The sequence below is a fragment of the Pseudomonas sp. 8AS genome, assembly GCF_902506505.1.
In the GTDB taxonomy this organism is placed as follows: domain Bacteria; phylum Pseudomonadota; class Gammaproteobacteria; order Pseudomonadales; family Pseudomonadaceae; genus Aquipseudomonas.
Window position 1 is genome coordinate 4,174,172 of record NZ_LR733406.1, and the last position, 20,853, is coordinate 4,195,024.

The window sequence follows — 20,853 nt, forward strand, 5'->3', positions numbered from 1 at the left end:
AGCCCTCGCAAATTTAGAAGCGCTGAAATTAGAAGCGGTAGTGCGAGAAAGCCTTGTTGGCTTCGGCCATACGGTGCACGTCTTCACGCTTCTTCACGGCTGCACCTTTGCCTTCAGCGGCATCCAGCAGCTCGCCAGCAAGGCGCAGAGCCATGGACTTCTCGCCACGCTTGCGCGCGTAGTCCACCAGCCAACGCATGGCCAGGGCATTACGACGGGACGGACGAACTTCGACCGGAACCTGGTAAGTCGCACCGCCGACACGGCGGGACTTCACTTCGACCAGCGGAGCGATGGCGTCGAGAGCTTTCTCGAAGATCTCCAGGGGATCGCTGTTCTTGCGCGCTTTAACAGTTTCCAGGGCACCGTAAACAATGCGCTCGGCGACTGCTTTTTTGCCGCTTTCCATCACGTGGTTCATGAATTTGGCGAGGATCTGCGATCCGTACTTCGGATCGTCAAGAATCTCACGCTTAGCTGCTACACGACGTCTTGGCATGATAAGCCCTCAAACGGTCTTCAGGTTAGCCCGGGACCATAACCATTCGGTTACGCCCGACCTTACTCTTATCGACTCAATAAAAAGAAAAATGGCGAGCCGAATTACTTCGGACGCTTGGTACCGTACTTCGAGCGACCCTGCTTACGGTCTTTAACGCCGGTGGTATCCAGCGAACCGCGAACAGTGTGGTAGCGCACACCCGGAAGGTCTTTTACACGACCGCCACGGATCAGCACGACGCTGTGCTCTTGCAGGTTGTGACCTTCACCACCGATGTAGGAGGTGACTTCAAAACCGTTGGTCAGACGAACACGGCACACTTTACGCAGTGCGGAGTTCGGTTTCTTCGGCGTGGTGGTGTACACGCGGGTGCACACGCCACGACGTTGCGGGCAGTTCTGCAGCGCAGGAACGTCGGATTTCTCGACGATACGCTTGCGCGGCTGACGTACCAGCTGGTTGATAGTTGCCATCTACTAGCTCCACTGTTGTCTTTCGACGCTATTTATTACAACAAAAGCAAAATGGCAGAGCACAACGCCCTGCCAAATTTAGGGGTGCATGAGTCTAAAGAGACTGACGCCCCCAGTCAAGGCAATGCCCCGAACGACAGGTCGCTCGGGGCATCACACTCAATTGCCGGAGTTCAGCGCTTCGGTCAGTGCAGCTTCCACTTCACTGGCGCTCACTCGTACCGGCTGAGCCGCTTCACGCTTGCGCTTGCGCTCGCTGTGATAGGCCAGACCGGTACCGGCCGGGATCAGACGACCCACGACCACGTTTTCTTTCAGGCCGCGCAGGTAGTCGCGCTTGCCGGTAACCGCCGCCTCGGTCAGTACCCGAGTGGTCTCCTGGAAGGAGGCCGCCGAGATGAACGATTCGGTGGACAGCGACGCCTTGGTGATACCCAGCAGCACGCGGTCGAACTTGGAGATGAACTTGTCATCCGCAGCCAGACGCTCGTTCTCGCCGAGGACGTGGGTCAGTTCCATCTGGTCGCCCTTGATGAAGCTGGAGTCGCCGGATTCGGTGATCTCAACCTTACGCAGCATCTGACGCAGGATGGTCTCGATGTGCTTGTCGTTGATCTTCACGCCCTGCAGGCGGTAAACGTCCTGGATCTCGTTGACGATGTACTTGGCCAGCGCGCTGACGCCCAGCAGACGCAGGATGTCGTGCGGATCGCTCGGACCGTCGGAGATGACTTCGCCGCGGTTCACTTGTTCGCCTTCGAAGACGTTCAGGTGACGCCACTTCGGAATCAGCTCCTCGTACGGATCGCTGCCATCGGTCGGAGTGATGACCAGGCGGCGCTTGCCCTTGGTCTCTTTACCGAAGGCGATGGTGCCGCTGATTTCCGCCAGGATCGAAGCTTCCTTCGGACGACGCGCTTCGAACAGGTCGGCAACGCGCGGCAGACCACCGGTGATGTCGCGGGTCTTCGAGGTTTCCTGCGGGATACGGGCGATAACGTCACCGACCGCGATCTGCGCACCGTCGGCCACACCGACCAGGGCGTTGGCCGGCAGGAAGTACTGGGCCGGCACGTCGGTGCCCGGCAGCAGCAGTTCCTTGCCATTGGTGTCGACCATCTTGATCGCCGGACGGATGTCCTTGCCGGCGGCCGGACGATCTTTCGGATCCAGCACTTCGATGTTGGTCAGACCGGTCAGTTCGTCGGTCTGGCGCTTGATGGTGATGCCTTCTTCCATGCCGACGAAGGTAACCACACCCTTCATCTCGGTCACGATCGGGTGGGTGTGCGGGTCCCACTTGGCGACGATGGCGCCAGCGTCGACCTTGTCGCCTTCCTTCACGGAAATCACCGCACCGTACGGCAGCTTGTAACGCTCACGCTCGCGACCGAACTCGTCGGCCACGGCCAGCTCGCCGGAACGCGATACCGCTACCAGGTTGCCGTCCACACGCTCGACGTGCTTCAGGTTATGCAGACGGATCGCACCGCCATTCTTCACCTGAACGCTGTCGGCAGCCGAAGTACGGCTGGCCGCACCACCGATGTGGAAGGTACGCATGGTCAGCTGGGTACCCGGCTCACCGATGGACTGGGCGGCGATGACGCCGACCGCTTCACCGATGTTGACCTGATGACCACGGGCCAGATCGCGACCGTAGCACTTGGCGCAAATGCCGTAGCGGGTTTCGCAGCTGATCGGCGAACGCACGATCACTTCGTCGATGCTGGCACGCTCGATGAACTCGACCCACTGCTCGTCGACCAGGGTACCGGCCGGCACGATGACTTCGTCGCTGCCCGGCTTGAATACGTCCTTGGCGATTACTCGGCCCAGTACGCGCTCACCCAGCGGCTCGACCACGTCACCGCCTTCGATGTGCGGGGTCATCAGCAGACCGTGTTCGGTGCCGCAATCGATCTCGGTCACTACCAGGTCCTGGGCCACGTCGACCAGGCGACGAGTCAGGTAACCGGAGTTCGCGGTCTTCAGTGCGGTATCCGCCAGACCTTTACGCGCACCGTGAGTGGAGATGAAGTACTGCAGTACGTTCAGGCCTTCACGGAAGTTCGCGGTGATCGGGGTCTCGATGATGGAGCCGTCCGGCTTGGCCATCAGGCCACGCATACCGGCCAGCTGGCGGATCTGCGCGGCGCTACCACGAGCACCGGAGTCGGCCATCATGTACATGGAGTTGAAGGACTCCTGATCGACTTCCTTACCTTCGCGGTCGATGACCTTCTCTTTCGAGAGGTTGGCCATCATCGCCTTCGACACTTCGTCGTTGGCCTTGGACCAGAGGTCGATCACCTTGTTGTACTTCTCACCCTGGGTAACCAGGCCGGAGGCGTACTGCGATTCGATTTCCTTCACTTCCTCGGTGGCGGCGTCGATGATCCGAGCCTTCTCATCCGGGATGACGAAGTCGTTCACGCCGATCGACACACCGGAGATGGTCGAGTAGGCGAAACCGGTGTACATCAGCTGGTCGGCGAAGATCACGGTGTCCTTCAAGCCAACCACGCGGTAGCACTGGTTGATCAGCTTGGAGATCGCCTTCTTCTTCATCGGCTGGTTGACCACGTCGAACGACAGGCCGGCCGGGACCACCTGGAACAGCAGCGCACGGCCGACAGTGGTGTCGACGATACGGGTGTTCTTCACCACGCTGCCGTCTTTCTGGTTGACGGTCTCGTTGATGCGCACCTTGACGCGGGCATGCAGCGAAGCCTCGCCGGCGCGGAACACGCGGTCGACTTCCTGCAGGTCGGCGAATACGCGACCTTCGCCCTTGGCATTGATCGCTTCACGGGTCATGTAGTACAGACCCAGTACCACGTCCTGCGACGGCACGATGATCGGCTCGCCGTTGGCGGGCGAGAGGATGTTGTTGGTCGACATCATCAGCGCGCGCGCTTCCAGCTGGGCCTCGAGGGTCAGCGGAACATGGACGGCCATCTGGTCACCGTCGAAGTCGGCGTTGTACGCGGCGCAGACCAGCGGGTGCAGCTGGATGGCCTTACCTTCGATCAGAACCGGCTCGAACGCCTGGATGCCCAGACGGTGCAGGGTCGGTGCGCGGTTGAGCAGTACGGGGTGTTCGCGGATGACTTCGGCGAGAACGTCCCAGACCTCGGGCAGCTCGCGCTCGACCATCTTCTTGGCGGCCTTGATGGTGGTCGCCATGCCGCGCATTTCCAGCTTGCCGAAAATGAACGGTTTGAACAGCTCGAGCGCCATCTTCTTCGGCAGACCGCACTGGTGCAGGCGCAGGGTCGGACCGACGGTAATAACCGAACGACCGGAGTAATCCACGCGCTTACCGAGCAGGTTCTGACGGAAGCGACCTTGCTTACCTTTGATCATGTCGGCCAGCGACTTCAGCGGACGCTTGTTCGAGCCGGTGATGGCGCGACCGCGACGGCCGTTGTCGAGCAGGGCGTCGACCGCTTCCTGCAGCATGCGCTTTTCGTTGCGCACGATAATGTCCGGCGCCGACAGATCGAGCAGGCGCTTCAGACGGTTGTTACGGTTGATCACGCGGCGATACAGATCGTTCAGATCCGAGGTCGCGAAGCGGCCGCCATCCAGCGGAACCAGCGGACGCAGGTCCGGCGGCAGTACCGGCAGAACGGTCAGAACCATCCACTCCGGATGGTTGCCGGAGTCCTTGAAGGCTTCCATCAGCTTCAGGCGCTTGGACAGCTTCTTGATCTTGGTTTCCGAGTTGGTCTGCGGAATCTCTTCGCGCAGGCGGCCAATCTCGTGATCCAGGTCGATGGCGTTGAGCAGCTCGCGCACGGCCTCGGCACCCATACGGGCGTCGAAGTCATCACCGAACTCTTCGAGGGCTTCGAAGTACTGCTCGTCGTTCAGCAGCTGGCCCTTCTCCAGGGTGGTCATGCCCGGATCGATCACCACGTAGCTCTCGAAATAGAGCACGCGCTCGATGTCACGCAGGGTCATGTCCAGCAGCAGGCCGATACGGCTCGGCAGGGACTTCAGGAACCAGATGTGGGCAACCGGCGAAGCCAGCTCGATGTGCGCCATGCGCTCGCGGCGCACCTTGGCCAGGGCGACTTCAACGCCGCACTTCTCACAGATCACGCCGCGATGCTTGAGGCGCTTGTACTTACCGCACAGGCACTCGTAGTCCTTCACCGGGCCAAAGATCTTGGCGCAGAACAGGCCATCGCGCTCGGGCTTGAAGGTACGGTAGTTGATGGTTTCCGGCTTTTTCACTTCACCGAAAGACCAGGAACGGATCATCTCAGGCGAAGCCAGACCGATACGGATCGCATCGAACTCTTCCACCTGACCCTGGTTTTTCAACAGATTCAGCAAGTCTTTCAAGGCCTTTCCTCCTCACGGACCAGCGGCAACCCGGCCTCGGCCGGGCGCCGCATAGGCGGTGCGTGTTATTCGGTTTCCAGTTCGATGTCGATACCGAGCGAGCGGATCTCTTTGATCAACACGTTGAAGGACTCGGGCATGCCGGCCTCCATGCGGTGATCGCCGTCCACGATGTTCTTGTACATCTTGGTCCGGCCGTTCACGTCGTCCGACTTCACGGTCAGCATTTCCTGCAGGGTGTAGGCGGCGCCGTAGGCTTCCAGTGCCCAGACCTCCATCTCACCGAAGCGCTGACCACCGAACTGCGCCTTACCACCCAGCGGCTGCTGAGTAACCAGGCTGTAGGAACCGGTGGAACGAGCGTGCATCTTGTCGTCGACCAGGTGGTTCAGTTTGAGCATGTACATGTAGCCGACGGTGGTCGGACGCTCGAACTGGTTACCGGTACGGCCGTCGGTCAGGCGCATCTGGCCGCTTTCCGGCAGATCGGCCAGCTTGAGCATGGCCTTGATCTCGCTTTCCTTGGCACCGTCGAATACCGGGGTAGCCATCGGCACACCGCCACGCAGGTTCTTCGCCAGATCGAGGATCTCGGTATCGGACAGCTCGTCGAGATTCTCCTGACGACCACCGATCTCGTTGTAGATCTGCTGCATGAACTTGCGCAGCTCGGCAACCTTGCGCTGCTCTTCGAGCATGCGGTTGATCTTCTCGCCCAGGCCCTTGGCCGCCAGGCCCAGGTGGGTTTCGAGGATCTGCCCGACGTTCATACGCGACGGTACGCCCAGCGGGTTGAGGACGATGTCGACCGGAGTGCCATTGGCATCGTGCGGCATGTCTTCGACCGGCATGATCACCGAGACCACACCCTTGTTACCGTGACGACCGGCCATCTTGTCGCCCGGCTGGATGCGACGCTTGATCGCCAGGTAGACCTTGACGATCTTCAGTACGCCCGGCGCCAGGTCGTCGCCCTGCTGCAGCTTGCGCTTCTTGTCTTCGAACTTGTCGTCCAGCAGCTGGCGACGGTCGCTGATGTAGGCCTGGGCCTTTTCCAGCTGCTCGTTCAGAGCATCTTCCGCCATGCGCAGCTTGAACCACTGGCCACGCTCCAGACCGTCGAGGAAGGCGTCGTCGATGACCGCGCCTTTCTTCAGACCGGCGCCGCCTTCGGCCTTGGCACCGACCAGGGCGGAACGCAGACGCTCGAAGGTCGCGCCTTCGACGATGCGGAACTCCTCGTTGAGGTCCTTGCGGATCTCGTCGAGCTGCATCTTCTCGATCGACAGGGCGCGCGAGTCGCGCTCCACGCCGTCACGGGTGAAGACCTGCACGTCGATGACGGTACCCTTGGTGCCAGTCGGCACGCGCAGGGAGGTGTCCTTAACATCGCTGGCCTTCTCACCGAAGATCGCACGCAGCAGCTTCTCTTCTGGAGTCAGCTGGGTCTCGCCTTTCGGGGTGACCTTGCCGACCAGGATGTCGCCGGCCATGACTTCGGCGCCGACGTAGACGATACCGGCTTCGTCCAGCTTGTTCAGCGCGGCTTCACCGACGTTCGGGATGTCCGCGGTGATTTCCTCTGGGCCGAGCTTGGTGTCACGGGCCACGCAGGTCAGTTCCTGGATGTGGATCGTGGTGAAGCGGTCTTCCTGGACCACGCGCTCGGACAGGCAGATGGAGTCTTCGAAGTTGAAGCCGTTCCACGGCATGAACGCCACGCGCATGTTCTGACCCAGCGCCAGTTCACCCATGTCGGTGGACGGGCCGTCGGCCAGGATGTCGCTGCGCGAAACCTTGTCACCCTTGCTCACCAGCGGACGCTGGTTGATGCAGGTGTTCTGGTTGGAGCGGGTGTACTTGGTCAGGTTGTAGATGTCGACACCGGCTTCGCCGGTTTCCACTTCGTCATCGTTGACGCGAACCACGATGCGGCTGGCATCGACCGAGTCGATCACGCCGCCACGACGGGCCACGACGCAGACGCCGGAGTCACGGGCAACGTTGCGCTCCATGCCGGTACCTACCAGCGGCTTGTCGGCGCGCAGAGTCGGTACAGCCTGACGCTGCATGTTGGAACCCATCAACGCACGGTTGGCGTCGTCGTGTTCGAGGAATGGAATCAGCGAGGCCGCAACGGAAACTACCTGCTTCGGCGACACGTCCATCAGGGTGACGTCTTCCGGCGCCTTGACGGTGAATTCGTTCAGGTGACGAACAGCAACCAGCTCGTCGGTCAGCATGCCCTTGTCGTTCATGGTCGCCGAAGCCTGGGCGATCACGTGATCGGCCTCTTCGATGGCGGACAGGAAGACGATTTCGTCGGTCACCAGACCGGCCTTGACCACACGGTACGGGCTTTCCAGGAAGCCGTACTGGTTGGTGCGCGCGTAGGCGGCCAGGGAGTTGATCAGACCGATGTTCGGACCTTCAGGGGTCTCGATCGGGCACACGCGGCCGTAGTGGGTCGGGTGTACGTCGCGGACTTCGAAGCCGGCGCGCTCACGGGTCAGACCACCTGGGCCGAGTGCGGAGACGCGGCGCTTGTGGGTGATCTCGGAGAGCGGGTTGTTCTGGTCCATGAACTGCGAGAGCTGGCTGGAACCGAAGAACTCCTTCACCGCCGCCGCAACCGGCTTGGCGTTGATCAGGTCCTGCGGCATCAGGCCTTCGCTTTCGGCCATCGACAGACGCTCTTTGACCGCGCGCTCGACCCGCACCAGGCCAACGCGGAACTGGTTCTCGGCCATCTCGCCGACACAACGCACGCGACGGTTACCCAGGTGGTCGATGTCGTCGACGATGCCTTTGCCGTTACGGATGTCGACCAGGGTCTTGAGGACCTCGACGATGTCTTCCTTGCTCAGCACGCCCGAACCTTCGATCTCGGTACGACCGATACGACGGTTGAACTTCATGCGGCCGACTGCGGACAGATCGTAACGCTCGGCGCTGAAGAACAGGTTGTTGAACAGGGTCTCGGCAGCATCCTTGGTTGGCGGCTCGCCAGGACGCATCATGCGGTAGATTTCGACCAGAGCTTCCAGCTGGTTGCTGGTGGAGTCGATCTTCAGCGTGTCGGAGATGAACGGACCGCAATCGATGTCGTTGGTGTACAGGGTCTCGATACGGACAACCTGCGCCTTGACGATCTTGGCCAGCAGGTCGACGGTCAGCTCGGTGTTGCACTCGGCAACGATCTCGCCGGTCGACGGATGCACGATGGCCTTGGCGGTGGTGCGACCCAGCACGTAGTCGAGCGGAACTTCCAGCTCTTTGATGCCGGCCTTGTCGATCTGGTTGATGTGGCGCGCGGTGATGCGGCGGCCCTGCTCAACGATGACCTTGCCCTTCTCGTCCTTGATGTCGAACGCGGCGATTTCGCCACGCAGACGCTGCGGCACCAGTTCCAGGTTGAGCGACTCGCCCTGCACATGGAACACGTTGGTGGCGTAGAAGGCATTCAGCACTTCTTCAGTGCTGTAGCCCAGCGCGCGCAGCAGCACGGAAGCCGGCAGCTTGCGACGACGGTCGATACGCACGAACACGCAGTCCTTCGGGTCGAACTCGAAGTCCAGCCAGGAACCGCGGTAAGGAATGATGCGAGCCGAGTACAGCAGCTTGCCCGAGCTGTGGGTCTTGCCGCGGTCGTGGTCGAAGAACACGCCCGGCGAGCGGTGCAGCTGGGAAACGATGACGCGCTCGGTACCGTTGATGATGAAGGTACCGTTCTCGGTCATGAGCGGAATTTCGCCCATGTAGACTTCTTGCTCTTTGATGTCCTTGATCGCTTTGTTCGACGATTCTTTGTCGAAAATGATCAGACGGACTTTGACCCGCAGCGGCACGGCGAAGGTCACGCCACGCAGCACGCACTCTTTGACGTCGAATGCCGGCTCGCCCAGGCGATAGCCGACATACTCCAGAGCAGCATTGCCGGAATAGCTGATAATCGGGAATACGGACTTGAAGGCCGCATGCAGGCCAACGTCGCGGAACTGCTCCTTGCTCGCTCCCGCCTGCAGGAATTCGCGGTACGAATCCAACTGGATGGCCAGGAGATACGGCACATCCATCACGTCCGGCAACTTGCTAAAGTCCTTGCGGATACGTTTTTTCTCAGTGTATGAGTAAGCCATCAGCGTTCCCCAGCTTGGTCACCTGCTTGTTTGGCTGCTCCCGACGGCAACAGCCAGAAAATCTTGCAAACCCTAGGTTTGCACCGCCCTCGAGCGGGTTTTCACGTTAGGGCGAAGGCCTGCGCACATCGCCCATAACGGAAAAAGGCCGGTGGCAAAAGCCACCAGCCGCCAGCCTTAAGCGCAATGCTTGGGCTGTTGACGCAAGGTCGTCGCTTACTTGAGCTCGACTTTGGCGCCAGCTTCTTCCAGAGCCTTCTTGGCAGCTTCGGCTTCGTCTTTCGACACGCCTTCTTTAACGGCAGCCGGAGCGCCGTCAACTACTGCTTTGGCTTCTTTCAGACCCAGACCGGTCAGTTCGCGAACGACTTTGATGACGTTCACTTTCTTCTCGCCGGCTTCAACCAGCATGATGTTGAACTCGGTCTGCTCTTCAGCAGCGGCAGCAGCCGGGCCAGCAGCAGCAACGGTGGCAGCAGCGGCGGTAACGCCGAACTTCTCTTCCATTGCCTTGATCAGTTCAACAACTTCCAGAACGGTTTTCTGGCCGATTGCTTCGATGATGTCTTCGTTCGACAGAGCCATGACTCTAATTCCTGTATTGGGGGACAGCCTTCGCGGCCATCAAATTAAACAAATTTGCTTGAGAAAGACTGTGCACACCTTAGGCGGCGGCAGCTTCTTTCTGGTCGCGAACGGCCGCCAGAGTACGAGCCAGCTTGCTGGTAGCGCCTTGAATCACGCTCATCAGCTGCGAAATGGCTTCGTCGTAGGTCGGCAGAGTTGCCAGTACGTCGATCTGATTGGCTGCGAGGAACTTGCCCTCGAACGCAGCTGCCTTGATCTCGAACTTGTCCTGACCCTTGGCGAATTCCTTGAACAGACGAGCAGCAGCGCCCGGGTGTTCGTTGGAGAACGCGATCAGGGTCGGGCCTTTGAACACGTCGTTGAGCACGTCATATTGAGTGCCTTCAACGGCGCGGCGCAGCAGGGTGTTACGTACAACACGTACGTATACGCCAGCTTCGCGGGCCTCTTTACGGAGTCCGGTCATAGCGCCGACAGTCACGCCGCGGGCATCAGCCACGACAGCGGAAAGACCGGCTTTGGCAGCCTCGTTGACTTCAGCGACGATGGCCTTTTTGTCTTCGAGTTTAATTGCCACGGGTTTACTCCTGGATTACCTGTTCGCCTGGCCGGAGCCGGGCGACGTTTTGGTGTCTGATTCGCTAGGCGAATCGGGAGCACCATCTGCGTAGGCTTGAGGTTTAAGGCTTGCGCCGCCTACGGTCTTGGATAGCCCCCGCCAGGCAGGGACCCCAATTTTTTCAAGCCGGCGGATCGCTCCACCGGCCCATGACTTACGCCTCGAGCGAAGCTTGGTCGATGACCAGACCCGGACCCATGGTGGTGCTCAGGGTCACGCGCTTGACGTAGATGCCTTTCGAGGTCGACGGCTTCAGACGCTTGAGATCCGACAGCAGGGCTTCCACGTTCTGCTTCAGGTGAGCGGCTTCGAAGCCGACCTTGCCAACAGAGGTGTGGATGATGCCGTTCTTGTCGGTGCGGAAACGTACTTGACCGGCCTTGGCGTTCTTAACGGCAGTCGCCACGTCCGGAGTCACGGTACCGACCTTCGGGTTCGGCATCAGGCCGCGCGGACCGAGGATCTGGCCCAACTGACCGACAACACGCATGGCGTCCGGGGAAGCGATGACCACGTCGTAGTTCAGGTCGCCGGCTTTCATCTCGGCAGCCAGCTCGTCCATGCCAACCTTGTCGGCACCGGCAGCCAGGGCAGCTTCGGCGCCCGGACCTTGGGTGAAGACGGCAACGCGGACGGTCTTGCCGGTGCCATTCGGCAGCACGGTAGCGCCACGTACGACCTGGTCGGATTTACGCGGATCAACACCCAGGTTGATGGCGATATCGAACGACTCGGTGAACTTGACGGCAGACAGTTCGGCCAACAGCTTGGCGGCGTCTTCGAAACCGTATTGCTTGCCGGCTTCGATTTTTTCAGCGATAGCCTTCTGGCGCTTGGTCAGCTTAGCCATTACACACCCTCCACGTTGAGGCCCATGCTACGCGCGGAGCCGGCGATGGTACGCACGGCCGCATCCAGGTCAGCGGCAGTCAGATCGGCCTTCTTGGTCTTGGCGATCTCTTCCAGCTGAGCACGGGTAACGGTGCCAACCTTGACGGTGTTCGGACGAGCAGAACCGCTGGTCAGGCCGGCAGCCTTCTTCAGCAGAACCGAAGCCGGGGTGCTTTTGGTTTCAAAGGTGAAGCTGCGGTCGCTATACACAGTGATGATCACTGGAGTCGGCAGACCGGGCTCCATGCCCTGGGTCTTGGCGTTGAACGCCTTGCAGAATTCCATGATGTTCACGCCGTGCTGACCCAGAGCCGGGCCCACGGGCGGCGACGGGTTGGCCTGAGCGGCCTTCACTTGCAGCTTGATATAAGCGGTAATCTTCTTAGCCATGAGCTACTCCAATTTTGGGTTCAAGCGCCTTTCGGCTCCCCAATGACGTACACGTTTATCCCAATGACGAAAAAACCCCGCAGTCCATGACTGCGGGGTACGGGATGCGTTGTCCAGTTATGCCTTCTCGACCTGACTGAACTCCAGCTCCACCGGAGTGGAACGACCGAAAATAAGCACGGCCACATGAATCCGGCTCTTTTCGTAGTTAACTTCTTCAACCACACCATTGAAATCCGCAAACGGACCGTCGATGACGCGCACGGTTTCGCCCGGCTCAAACAGCGTCTTCGGCTTGGGCTTGTCGCCGCTATCGGCAACACGACGCAGAATAGCATCAGCCTCTTTCTCGGTGATCGGCGCCGGCTTGTCGGCGGTACCACCAATGAAGCCCATGACGCGCGGCGTATCCTTGATCAAGTGCCAAGTCGCCTCGTTCATTTCCATCTGAACCAGAACATAGCCAGGGAAGAACTTGCGCTCACTCTTGCGCTTCTGGCCATTGCGCATCTCTACCACTTCTTCGGTAGGCACCAGAATTTCGCCGAACTCATCTTCCATGCCAGCCAGCTTGACGCGCTCAATCAACGAGCGCATTACATGCTTCTCGTAACCCGAGTAAGCATGCACAACGTACCAACGCTTAGCCACGGGACACCCTTAACCGACAATCAACGAAACAAGCCAGCCCAGCAGGGAATCCAGACCCCACAGAACCAGCGCCATGACCAGGACCACAGCCACCACGATCAGAGTGGTCTGCGTGGTTTCCTGACGGCTTGGCCACACAACTTTACGGATTTCGGTGCGCGCTTCTTTGGCAAGACTGAAGAAGGCCTGCCCTTTCGCCGTCTGCAATGCGGCAAAACCAGCCACAGCAGCCAGCGCCAGCAGAACCAGCACACGATACAGGAGCGGCTCAGCCGAGAAATACTGATTGCCGACCACACCAGCGACCACCAGAGCGACAACAACCAGCCACTTTAGCAAGTCAAAGCGCGAGTCTTTAGCTTCAGCTTTGGCATTCATGAGAACAACCCTGTAGAAGAAATGCCAGATCCACTTTTCCGGGAATCTGGCAGGCCAGGAGGGAATCGAACCCCCAACCTGCGGTTTTGGAGACCGCCGCTCTGCCAATTGAGCTACTGGCCTAAAACGAAGTCAGGCCGACCATTATGCCGGCCCGACAAGGCTAGATCAATCGATTACTCGACGATCTTGGCAACAACACCCGCACCAACGGTACGGCCACCTTCGCGAATCGCGAAACGCAGGCCGTCCTCCATGGCGATCGGCTTGATCAGGGTGACAACCATTTTCACGTTGTCGCCCGGCATTACCATCTCAACGCCTTCCGGCAGTTCGCACGAACCGGTTACGTCAGTGGTACGGAAGTAGAACTGCGGACGGTAACCCTTGAAGAACGGGGTGTGACGACCACCTTCTTCTTTGGACAGCACGTACACTTCAGCTTCGAACTTGGTGTGCGGCTTGATGGTGCCCGGCTTGGCCAGAACCTGGCCACGCTCCACGTCGTCACGCTTGGTGCCGCGCAGCAGAACGCCGCAGTTCTCGCCAGCACGACCTTCGTCGAGCAGCTTGCGGAACATTTCAACGCCGGTGCAGGTGGTCTTGGTGGTCGGACGCAGACCGACGATCTCGATCTCTTCCTGGATCTTGACGATACCGCGCTCTACACGACCGGTAACTACAGTACCGCGGCCGGAGATCGAGAATACGTCTTCGATCGGCATCAGGAACGGCTTGTCGATGGCACGAACCGGCTCAGGAATGTACACGTCCAGGGTTTCAACCAGCTTCTTGACGGCGCTGGTGCCCATTTCGTTGTCGTCCTGGCCGTTCAGGGCCATCAGAGCGGAACCGATGATGATCGGAGTGTCGTCGCCCGGGAAGTCGTAGGTGGACAGCAGGTCACGAACCTCCATCTCGACCAGTTCCAGCAGCTCGGCGTCGTCAACCATGTCAGCCTTGTTCAGGAACACGACGATGTACGGGACGCCTACCTGACGGGACAGCAGGATGTGCTCGCGGGTCTGCGGCATCGGACCGTCAGCAGCGGAGCAAACCAGGATCGCGCCGTCCATCTGGGCAGCACCGGTGATCATGTTTTTTACGTAGTCGGCGTGACCAGGGCAGTCAACGTGCGCGTAGTGGCGAACGGCCGAGTCGTATTCAACGTGAGCGGTGTTGATGGTGATACCGCGAGCCTTTTCTTCCGGAGCACTGTCGATCTTGTCGAAGTCGACACGAGCCGAACCGAATACTTCGGAGCAAACGCGAGTCAGAGCAGCGGTCAGAGTGGTTTTACCGTGGTCAACGTGGCCAATGGTCCCTACGTTGACGTGTGGTTTATTCCGTTCAAACTTTTCTTTAGCCATTTTGACCGTCTCCCATCAATGAATTGACCGAGTCACGCCGCCATTAAAACAAAGGCAGATATCTGCATATCTGCCTTTGTTGAAGTGGAGCTCATGAGCGGATTTGAACCGCTGACCTCACCCTTACCAAGGGTGTGCTCTACCAACTGAGCTACATGAGCGAAACACATTGCACAAACCGAAAACCTGGAGCGGGCAGCGGGAATCGAACCCGCATCATCAGCTTGGAAGGCTGAGGTTCTACCACTGAACTATGCCCGCGGAGCTTGCGGCTCACGCTAAATCTGGTGGAGGGGGAAGGATTCGAACCTTCGAAGTCGATGACGTCAGATTTACAGTCTGATCCCTTTGGCCGCTCGGGAACCCCTCCAAAACGAGGCGGCATTCTCAACTCATGCCACCCTACTGTCAAGCAATTTCTCAATAAAAACTTGAGGTTAGCAATTTCTGACAGCAACCCTGCAAGGGCTACCCTGCAAAGCGGGCGCCATTCTATGCAAACTAACGCGGCATTGCAACGTCTTCGCACGGCATTAATTGATGTTGCAAGTCCTTGAAGTCAGAAGCCAGCTGCTGCAGCAGGTAATCGTCGGCCAAACGCCGGCTCTGCGGGGCTATGCGCACCCAGTAACTGCGTTGCGCCCGGGGCAATTCGCGCAACAATGGCTCATATCCGGCATCGATAAGACGCTGCATGACGCTCTGCGCGGAGTCACTGCGCGGAAAAATGCCCAACGAAATGCCATTGGCAAGATCGCCCTGGGTAATGATGTAGCTGTCGATTTTCCGCGCCTGCAACTCCTTGAGCTGACGCAGTGACGCCTGCCGGGAGGCCAGCGGCGCCAGATAGACCCAGTAATCAAGACCAGCAGCCGCATCGATACCACGAACCTCCCCCTGAATATCCAGGGACATCAGCCTCTGTTCGACCTCGCGCGCAGCCCCTTCCCGCTGGAAGCTGCCGAGAAACAGACAGGTTTCGGTGACCGCCGCAGCCGGCACCGCCCCCACCTGCTCGCGCCTCTGCTGCCTATCGGCCTCACTGAGCAGGCGAATATCCTGCTGCGCACCGCGATAAAGCGACATCGGCTCAACTTCCTTGACCCGCAAGGGCGCCTGCTGCTGATGCCAGACGTAATAGAACAGGTTGAGTACCAGCAGGAGCAGGAACAACCAGCGCATAGCGAACCTCAAGACAAAGGACAGGCCGCTGCCAGCCCGACAAAAACCAGATCGGCAACCAGCTGCGCCTGCGGCAGCAGCTCGCGCACCAGGGGCGCGTCGCCCCCCGTGAGATAGACAGTAAAACCTTCACCCAGGCACTCATTCGCCAACTCGAGCTGGGTCGACACGAACCCTCGCAACATCAGCGAACAGCCGCGCTCCACCGCCTCAGCCGTGGAGCGCCCAGGCAGCAGGCTACACGCAGCCTCTTCAGCAGCCGCATCGTCATAGCGAATGCGCCGGGTATGCGTGCGCAGCTGATTGCGCATCAACGGCACCCCGGGACAGATAAAGCCCCCAAGATGCTCGCCATCGGCAGCGACGAAGTCGGAAGTGACTGCCGTACCCAGGTCCAGCACCAGGCACGCGCCGCCAGACAGCCGATAGGCACCAACCAGCGCCAACCAGCGATCCAACCCCAGGCGTGCATAATCTTCATAGCCGTTGCGCACTCCGGCCAGCTGCCGTGCAGGCCGGGCACGGCAGACCCTGAGCGCAAAAGCCTGCTCAATCGACGCCACCAGGGCAGCGGTCTCCTCATCGCTGCGCACACTCACCAGACGGCAATATCTGGGCATCACTCCAGGCGCACTGCGCACGGCGTCCAGCAACTGCTCGCCGGATCCGACCACACCACCGGCAACACTTGCCTGACCATCCACAGCCAACAAGCGCCACTTGATAAAGCTGTTGCCACAGTCCAGCTCAAGAATCATTACGCAACCTCAGGCTCAGCTCACCACCACTGAATGACCGCTCTTCGCCGGCCACGTCCAGACGCAGCGCGCCCTGCCGATCAACTCCCCGCACATACCCATCGATATGCTGCGGCCCCATTGCGAGGGTCACCGCAGCGCCCTGCCAGAGATGCGCCGCCTCCCACTCCTCACGCAGCCCGGCAAAGCCTTCTTGCGCATGGATATCCAAGTAGCGCCGCAGGCATCGACTCAGGCGCAGCAGAAGCTCGGTGCGGTCGATCAATTGCCCGGCCTGCTCACGCACTGAAGTCCAAGGCTGATCGATCTCCACCCGCCCTGGCAGCATATTAACGTTGACGCCAATACCAATGACGACCTGACACGCATCAGCAGGATCGCCCGCCAGCTCCAACAAAATGCCAGCCACCTTGCGCCCACCGACCAGGATGTCATTCGGCCACTTCAACCCCGCCTCGGCACAGCCCAGCTCTTGCAGAGTCCCCAGCACAGCCAGGCCAACGGTCAGACTGAGCCCTTCAAGCGGATAGGCACCACCCTCAATACGCAGGCCCAGGCTGTAATACAGATTCTCCGCATAGGGACTAACCCAGGTCCGCCCGCGCCGCCCGCGCCCACTCTCCTGCCGCTCAGCCAGCACCAAGAGCGGCGCAGGATGCCCAGCAGCCAGCTGCCGTAGCGCCTCGGCATTGGTCGAATCCAGAGACTCCGAGACACTGGAGGCCCAGCCCAGCTCGGCGCAGCCGGCAGCGATGCGCTCCACATCCAGCAGCGACAGCGGCGATGCCAGACGATAGCCACGCCCACGCACCCGGTAGATGCTGAGCCCAAGGTCGCCTTCCAGGTGCTGCAGGCGCTTCCACACCGCACTGCGACTCACACCCAGCAGCTGCCCCAGCACCTCACCGGAATGAAATTCGCCATCGCGCAGCAGTTGCAACACGTCTTGCATTCGAGTCTCGCCTTGCAAAGAGGCACGCATCATAACGATGCGGATTGGTGTTGCCTAGAAAAGTACCGAGCAGTTTCTGCGTCCCAAAAACAAACCCCCGACCATCTTACGATGATCGGGGGTTTGGGATAGGAGCTTGACGATGACCTACTCTCACATGGGGAAGCCCCACACTACCATCGGCGATGCGTCGTTTCACTACTGAGTTCGGGATGGGATCAGGTGGTTCCAACGCTCTATGGTCGTCAAGCAATTCGGTTGGGGACTCGGTGTTTAGTCGCTTCCCCGAATGGGTATGTGATATCAGTTGGTAGTGCGTGTTCAGGCAAATTTTCGGTTTGTCGACTTCTGTCNGATAATCTTGCGACTAACAGTCTTACTCCACAAGCACCCACACGAATTGCTTGATTCAAGTTGTTAAAGAGCGTTTCGGCGAAGTCTTTCGTCTCAACCGAGGCCGCGCATTCTACAGCAGCCTTTCATTCTGTCAACCAGTTTCGAAGAATTTTTCGTTTCTTCTCAACCGCTTGCGCCTCCGATCTGCCTTACGCTTCACATCAGCGGGAGGCGGATTTTACAGCGTTCAAACTCGCTGTCAACCACCTCTTTCAAGCGTCTTCAGCCCCTTCGAACCGAAGCACCGACAGGATTAAACCACCACCCTGCCAGGCCGGCGCATTCTACTCGAATCCGCCGCCAGCACAACCTTTACTTCGTCTAACTCTTTGTTTTGCAAGGAGTTTTCAGATCAGGCCGCGCCGGAAGAGGTGCGCATTATAGGCTTGGGAAAACAGCCGTCAACGCCTTTCTGAAACTTTCTACTCTGCCTTCAGCGATATACGCGCAAACGCCCTCTTGCCAGCCTGGCAAACATGCACCGCACCGAGCTTGAACACGAAGCCGCGATCCACCACCTCGCCATCCACCTTGACCCCACCCGAGCCCAGCAGGTCGCGAGCAACAGCCGCATTCTTCACCAGGCCCGCCTTATTAAGGACGGAAGATATCGGCATATCCTCAGCAGACAGCAGCTCGATCTCCGGCAGGTCTTCCGGGAGCTCGCCATCCTTCATGCGGTTGCCCGCAGAGCGATGCGCAGTAGCCGCCGCCTCTTCACCATGGAAGCGCGCAACGATCTCCTCGGCCAACTTGATCTTAATGTCTCGGGGGTTGGCACCCGCATCGACATCCGCCTTGAACCCCTCGATCTCCTCCATGGAACGGAAGCTGAGCAGTTCGAAGTAGCGCCACATCAAGGCATCCGGCATCGATACCAGCTTGTTGTACATGACGCCCGGAGCTTCCTGGATACCTATATAGTTGCCCAACGACTTGGACATCTTCTTCACGCCATCCAGACCCTCCAGCAGGGGCATGGTCACGACGCACTGCGACTCCTGCCCATAGGCACGCTGCAGTTCGCGCCCCATCAGCAGGTTGAATTTCTGATCGGTACCGCCCAGCTCCACATCGGCGCGCAATGCCACCGAGTCGTAGCCCTGCACCAGCGGATAGAGGAACTCGTGGATGGCGATCGGCTGATTGCTGCTGTAACGCTTGTCGAAATCGTCACGCTCAAGCATGCGCGCCACCGTGTACTGGGACGCCAGGCGAATGAAATCGGACGGCTTGAGCTGGTCGATCCAGGTGGAGTTGAACGCCACCTCGGTTTTCGCCGGATCAAGGATCTTGAACACCTGCGCCTTATAGGTCTCGGCGTTCTCCAGCACCTGCTCACGGGTCAGCGGCGGGCGCGTGGCACTCTTGCCACTGGGGTCGCCGATCATCCCGGTGAAGTCGCCGATCAGGAAAATCACCTGATGCCCCAGCTCCTGGAACTGGCGCAGCTTATTGATCAGCACGGTATGGCCCAGGTGCAGATCCGGCGCGGTCGGGTCGAAGCCAGCCTTGATCCGCAGCGGCTGACCGCGCTTGAGCTTCTCTACCAGTTCCGCCTCAACCAGGACTTCTTCCGCACCGCGCTTGATCAGCGCCAGCTGCTCTTCAACCGACTTCATGACAGGACTCGTCGCCACTCAAAAACAAAAGGGAACCAACCATACAAGATCACTGACCAATTACAAGCTCTGCGGCGGGGCATGCCACTGGGCCGATGCACAGCCCACAGGGTTGCCTATAGCGAAATTTGATTATATTTTAGTCAGTTAATGCATTCTTCCAAGAAACACCCCTAGCCATGACGCATTCTGTCCCCAAAGTCCCGCCCTACCCGAGGAGCCACCTGCTGGCCGCCAGCGGCGTAGCGGCGCTACTGAGCCTGGCCTTGCTGGTGTTCCCGTCGCGCGAAGTCGAGGCGAAGAAGACCTATTTGAACCTCGAACTGGAGAACGGCTCCGAGCAGGTACTGCAGGAGAAGGACGACCTCCGACAAGCGCTCTCCTCTGAGGAAGGGAGCGCCTCGCCGTTCAGCACCGCCAGCCTCACCGAGAAGAACAGCGCCGACACAAGCGCGAAGCAAGAAACCCCACCCGCAAATCCGCTGCAGAAAGCCGTGACCGTCGGCAACGGCGATACCCTGTCCACCGTCTTTGCCCAGGTCGGCCTGAACGCCAACGACCTGCACGAAGCGCTGAGCAGCAGCAAGGACGCCAAGCAGCTGAGCCGCCTGAAGATCGGCCAGGTCCTGGAGTTCAAGCTGACCGGCGACGGCAAGCTGGACAGTGTGCGCAGCAAGCTCAGCGACCTGGAAAGCATTGCCCTGTCGCGCACCGACAAGGGCTACAGTTTCAAGCGCGAGCTGGTCAAACCGGACATGCGCACCGCCTACTCCCACGGCGTGATCGACAGCTCGCTGTTCCTCTCGGCCAAGCGCGCCGGGCTGTCGCACAGCCTGACCATGGACCTGGCCAATGTCTTCGGCTACGACATCGACTTCGCCCTGGATATCCGCGAAGGCGACGAGTTCGAGGTGATCTACGAGGAGCACGTGGTCAACGACAAGCAGGTCGGCAATGGCAACATCCTCGCCGCCCGCTTCACCAACCGCGGCAAGACCTACACCGCGGTGCGCTACACCAGCAAGCAGGGCGTGACCAGCTACTACAACGCCGACGGCCAGAGCATGCGCAAGGCCTTTATCCGCACGCCGGTGGACTTCGCCCGCATCAGCTCGCGCTTCTCCATGGGCCGCCGGCACCCGATCCTGAACAAGATCCGCGCCCACAAGGGTGTGGACTACGCCGCCCCGCGCGGCACCCCGATCAAGGCCGCCGGCGACGGCAAGGTCCTGCTGGCCGGGCGCAAGGGTGGCTACGGCAATGCCGTGGTGCTCCAGCACGGCAACAGCTTCCGCACCCTCTACGCCCACATGCAGGGCTTTGCCAAAGGCGTGCGCACCGGCGGCAGCGTCAAGCAGGGGCAGATCATCGGCTATATCGGCACCACCGGCCTGTCGACCGGCCCGCACCTGCACTACGAGTTCCAGGTCAACGGCCGCCACGTCGATCCGCTGAGCCAGAAACTGCCCATGGCCGATCCGATCGCGCGCAACGAGAAGGCGCGCTTCATGCAACTGAGCACGCCGCTGATGGCCCGCATGGATCAGGAAAAGAAAACCATCCTGGCCATGAACAAGCGCTAAGCC

At 59.8% G+C, this 20,853-nt stretch carries 16 protein-coding genes, 4 tRNA genes and 1 rRNA gene; 1 reads left to right on the forward strand and 20 read right to left on the reverse strand.

Going from position 1 to position 20,853, the window contains the following annotated elements; all coding sequences use genetic code 11:
* Positions 1–28: 28 nt before the first annotated feature.
* From rpsG to tyrS, 20 genes are all read right to left on the reverse strand, one after another.
* Positions 29–499: a 30S ribosomal protein S7 gene (gene rpsG / locus GV001_RS19560; RefSeq protein WP_040261491.1), complete on the reverse strand. Its 471-nt coding sequence runs from the start codon at positions 497–499 to the stop codon at positions 29–31.
* A gap of 104 nt (positions 500–603) precedes the next feature.
* Positions 604–975 carry a 30S ribosomal protein S12 gene (rpsL, locus tag GV001_RS19565; protein WP_021217014.1) on the reverse strand — a complete coding sequence of 124 codons (372 nt, stop codon included), beginning with the start codon at positions 973–975 and terminating at the stop codon, positions 604–606.
* 159 nt (positions 976–1,134) lie between these two features.
* Positions 1,135–5,331: a DNA-directed RNA polymerase subunit beta' gene (gene rpoC, locus GV001_RS19570; protein ID WP_160082952.1), complete on the reverse strand. Its 4,197-nt coding sequence runs from the start codon at positions 5,329–5,331 to the stop codon at positions 1,135–1,137.
* A gap of 65 nt (positions 5,332–5,396) precedes the next feature.
* Positions 5,397–9,470, reverse strand: coding sequence for a DNA-directed RNA polymerase subunit beta (gene rpoB, locus GV001_RS19575; RefSeq protein ID WP_160082954.1), 4,074 nt, complete (start codon positions 9,468–9,470; stop codon positions 5,397–5,399).
* A gap of 216 nt (positions 9,471–9,686) precedes the next feature.
* Entirely contained in the window at positions 9,687–10,055 is a 369-nt protein-coding gene (gene rplL, locus GV001_RS19580) for a 50S ribosomal protein L7/L12 (protein ID WP_160082956.1), read from the reverse strand.
* 79 nt (positions 10,056–10,134) lie between these two features.
* Positions 10,135–10,635 carry a 50S ribosomal protein L10 gene (rplJ, locus tag GV001_RS19585; protein ID WP_160082958.1) on the reverse strand — a complete coding sequence of 167 codons (501 nt, stop codon included), beginning with the start codon at positions 10,633–10,635 and terminating at the stop codon, positions 10,135–10,137.
* A gap of 196 nt (positions 10,636–10,831) precedes the next feature.
* Positions 10,832–11,527, reverse strand: coding sequence for a 50S ribosomal protein L1 (gene rplA, locus GV001_RS19590; protein ID WP_160082960.1), 696 nt, complete (start codon positions 11,525–11,527; stop codon positions 10,832–10,834).
* Complete coding sequence (gene rplK, locus GV001_RS19595; protein ID WP_160082962.1) at positions 11,527–11,958, reverse strand: 50S ribosomal protein L11; 432 nt, start codon at positions 11,956–11,958, stop codon at positions 11,527–11,529. The genes rplA and rplK overlap by 1 nt, the downstream gene beginning before the upstream one ends.
* 117 nt (positions 11,959–12,075) lie before the next feature.
* The gene (nusG, locus tag GV001_RS19600; RefSeq protein ID WP_160082964.1) at positions 12,076–12,609 is read right to left on the reverse strand and encodes a transcription termination/antitermination protein NusG; all 534 of its coding nucleotides are present in this window, start codon (positions 12,607–12,609) and stop codon (positions 12,076–12,078) included.
* 9 nt (positions 12,610–12,618) lie between these two features.
* A complete protein-coding gene (gene secE, locus GV001_RS19605) occupies positions 12,619–12,987 on the reverse strand; it encodes a preprotein translocase subunit SecE (protein ID WP_160082966.1) in 369 nt (122 codons plus the stop codon).
* A 47-nt stretch (positions 12,988–13,034) separates the two neighbouring features.
* Positions 13,035–13,110: transfer RNA gene (locus GV001_RS19610), tRNA-Trp, on the reverse strand.
* Between the two features lie 53 nt (positions 13,111–13,163).
* Positions 13,164–14,357, reverse strand: a complete 1,194-nt coding sequence (gene tuf, locus GV001_RS19615) for an elongation factor Tu (protein WP_160082948.1) — start codon at positions 14,355–14,357, stop codon at positions 13,164–13,166.
* A gap of 85 nt (positions 14,358–14,442) precedes the next feature.
* Positions 14,443–14,518 (reverse strand) — tRNA-Thr (locus GV001_RS19620).
* Between the two features lie 26 nt (positions 14,519–14,544).
* Positions 14,545–14,618: transfer RNA gene (locus GV001_RS19625), tRNA-Gly, on the reverse strand.
* Positions 14,619–14,642: 24 nt separating this feature from the next.
* Positions 14,643–14,727, reverse strand: a tRNA-Tyr gene (locus tag GV001_RS19630).
* Between the two features lie 131 nt (positions 14,728–14,858).
* On the reverse strand, positions 14,859–15,539 hold the full coding sequence (locus GV001_RS19635) for an SPOR domain-containing protein (RefSeq protein ID WP_160082968.1): 681 nt from the start codon (positions 15,537–15,539) through the stop codon (positions 14,859–14,861).
* An 8-nt stretch (positions 15,540–15,547) separates the two neighbouring features.
* Positions 15,548–16,297: a pantothenate kinase gene (locus tag GV001_RS19640; protein WP_160082970.1), complete on the reverse strand. Its 750-nt coding sequence runs from the start codon at positions 16,295–16,297 to the stop codon at positions 15,548–15,550.
* Entirely contained in the window at positions 16,287–17,249 is a 963-nt protein-coding gene (gene birA, locus GV001_RS19645) for a bifunctional biotin--[acetyl-CoA-carboxylase] ligase/biotin operon repressor BirA (RefSeq protein WP_160082972.1), read from the reverse strand. The genes GV001_RS19640 and birA overlap by 11 nt, the downstream gene beginning before the upstream one ends.
* A 134-nt stretch (positions 17,250–17,383) precedes the next feature.
* A 5S ribosomal RNA gene (gene rrf, locus GV001_RS19650) occupies positions 17,384–17,499 on the reverse strand.
* A 568-nt stretch (positions 17,500–18,067) separates the two neighbouring features.
* Positions 18,068–19,267, reverse strand: a complete 1,200-nt coding sequence (gene tyrS / locus GV001_RS19655; protein ID WP_160082974.1) for a tyrosine--tRNA ligase — start codon at positions 19,265–19,267, stop codon at positions 18,068–18,070.
* Positions 19,268–19,446: 179 nt separating this feature from the next.
* Here tyrS and GV001_RS19660 point away from each other — a divergent pair, with 179 nt between their 5' ends.
* Positions 19,447–20,850, forward strand: coding sequence for a peptidoglycan DD-metalloendopeptidase family protein (locus GV001_RS19660; protein WP_160082976.1), 1,404 nt, complete (start codon positions 19,447–19,449; stop codon positions 20,848–20,850).
* Positions 20,851–20,853 lie beyond the last annotated feature (3 nt).

Coding starts and splice junctions, on each gene's coding strand:
- secE (WP_160082966.1), bottom strand. CDS start 12,987: ATGAATGCCAAAGCTGAAGCTAAAGACTCGCGCTTTGACTTGCTAAAG.
- GV001_RS19660 (WP_160082976.1), top strand. CDS start 19,447: ATGACGCATTCTGTCCCCAAAGTCCCGCCCTACCCGAGGAGCCACCTG.
- birA (WP_160082972.1), bottom strand. CDS start 17,249: ATGCAAGACGTGTTGCAACTGCTGCGCGATGGCGAATTTCATTCCGGT.
- rplL (WP_160082956.1), bottom strand. CDS start 10,055: ATGGCTCTGTCGAACGAAGACATCATCGAAGCAATCGGCCAGAAAACC.
- rplK (WP_160082962.1), bottom strand. CDS start 11,958: ATGGCTAAGAAGATTACCGCTTATATCAAGCTGCAAGTGAAGGCCGCT.
- GV001_RS19635 (WP_160082968.1), bottom strand. CDS start 15,539: ATGCGCTGGTTGTTCCTGCTCCTGCTGGTACTCAACCTGTTCTATTAC.
- GV001_RS19640 (WP_160082970.1), bottom strand. CDS start 16,297: ATGATTCTTGAGCTGGACTGTGGCAACAGCTTTATCAAGTGGCGCTTG.
- tyrS (WP_160082974.1), bottom strand. CDS start 19,267: ATGAAGTCGGTTGAAGAGCAGCTGGCGCTGATCAAGCGCGGTGCGGAA.
- rpsL (WP_021217014.1), bottom strand. CDS start 975: ATGGCAACTATCAACCAGCTGGTACGTCAGCCGCGCAAGCGTATCGTC.
- rpsG (WP_040261491.1), bottom strand. CDS start 499: ATGCCAAGACGTCGTGTAGCAGCTAAGCGTGAGATTCTTGACGATCCG.
- tuf (WP_160082948.1), bottom strand. CDS start 14,357: ATGGCTAAAGAAAAGTTTGAACGGAATAAACCACACGTCAACGTAGGG.
- rpoB (WP_160082954.1), bottom strand. CDS start 9,470: ATGGCTTACTCATACACTGAGAAAAAACGTATCCGCAAGGACTTTAGC.
- rplA (WP_160082960.1), bottom strand. CDS start 11,527: ATGGCTAAGCTGACCAAGCGCCAGAAGGCTATCGCTGAAAAAATCGAA.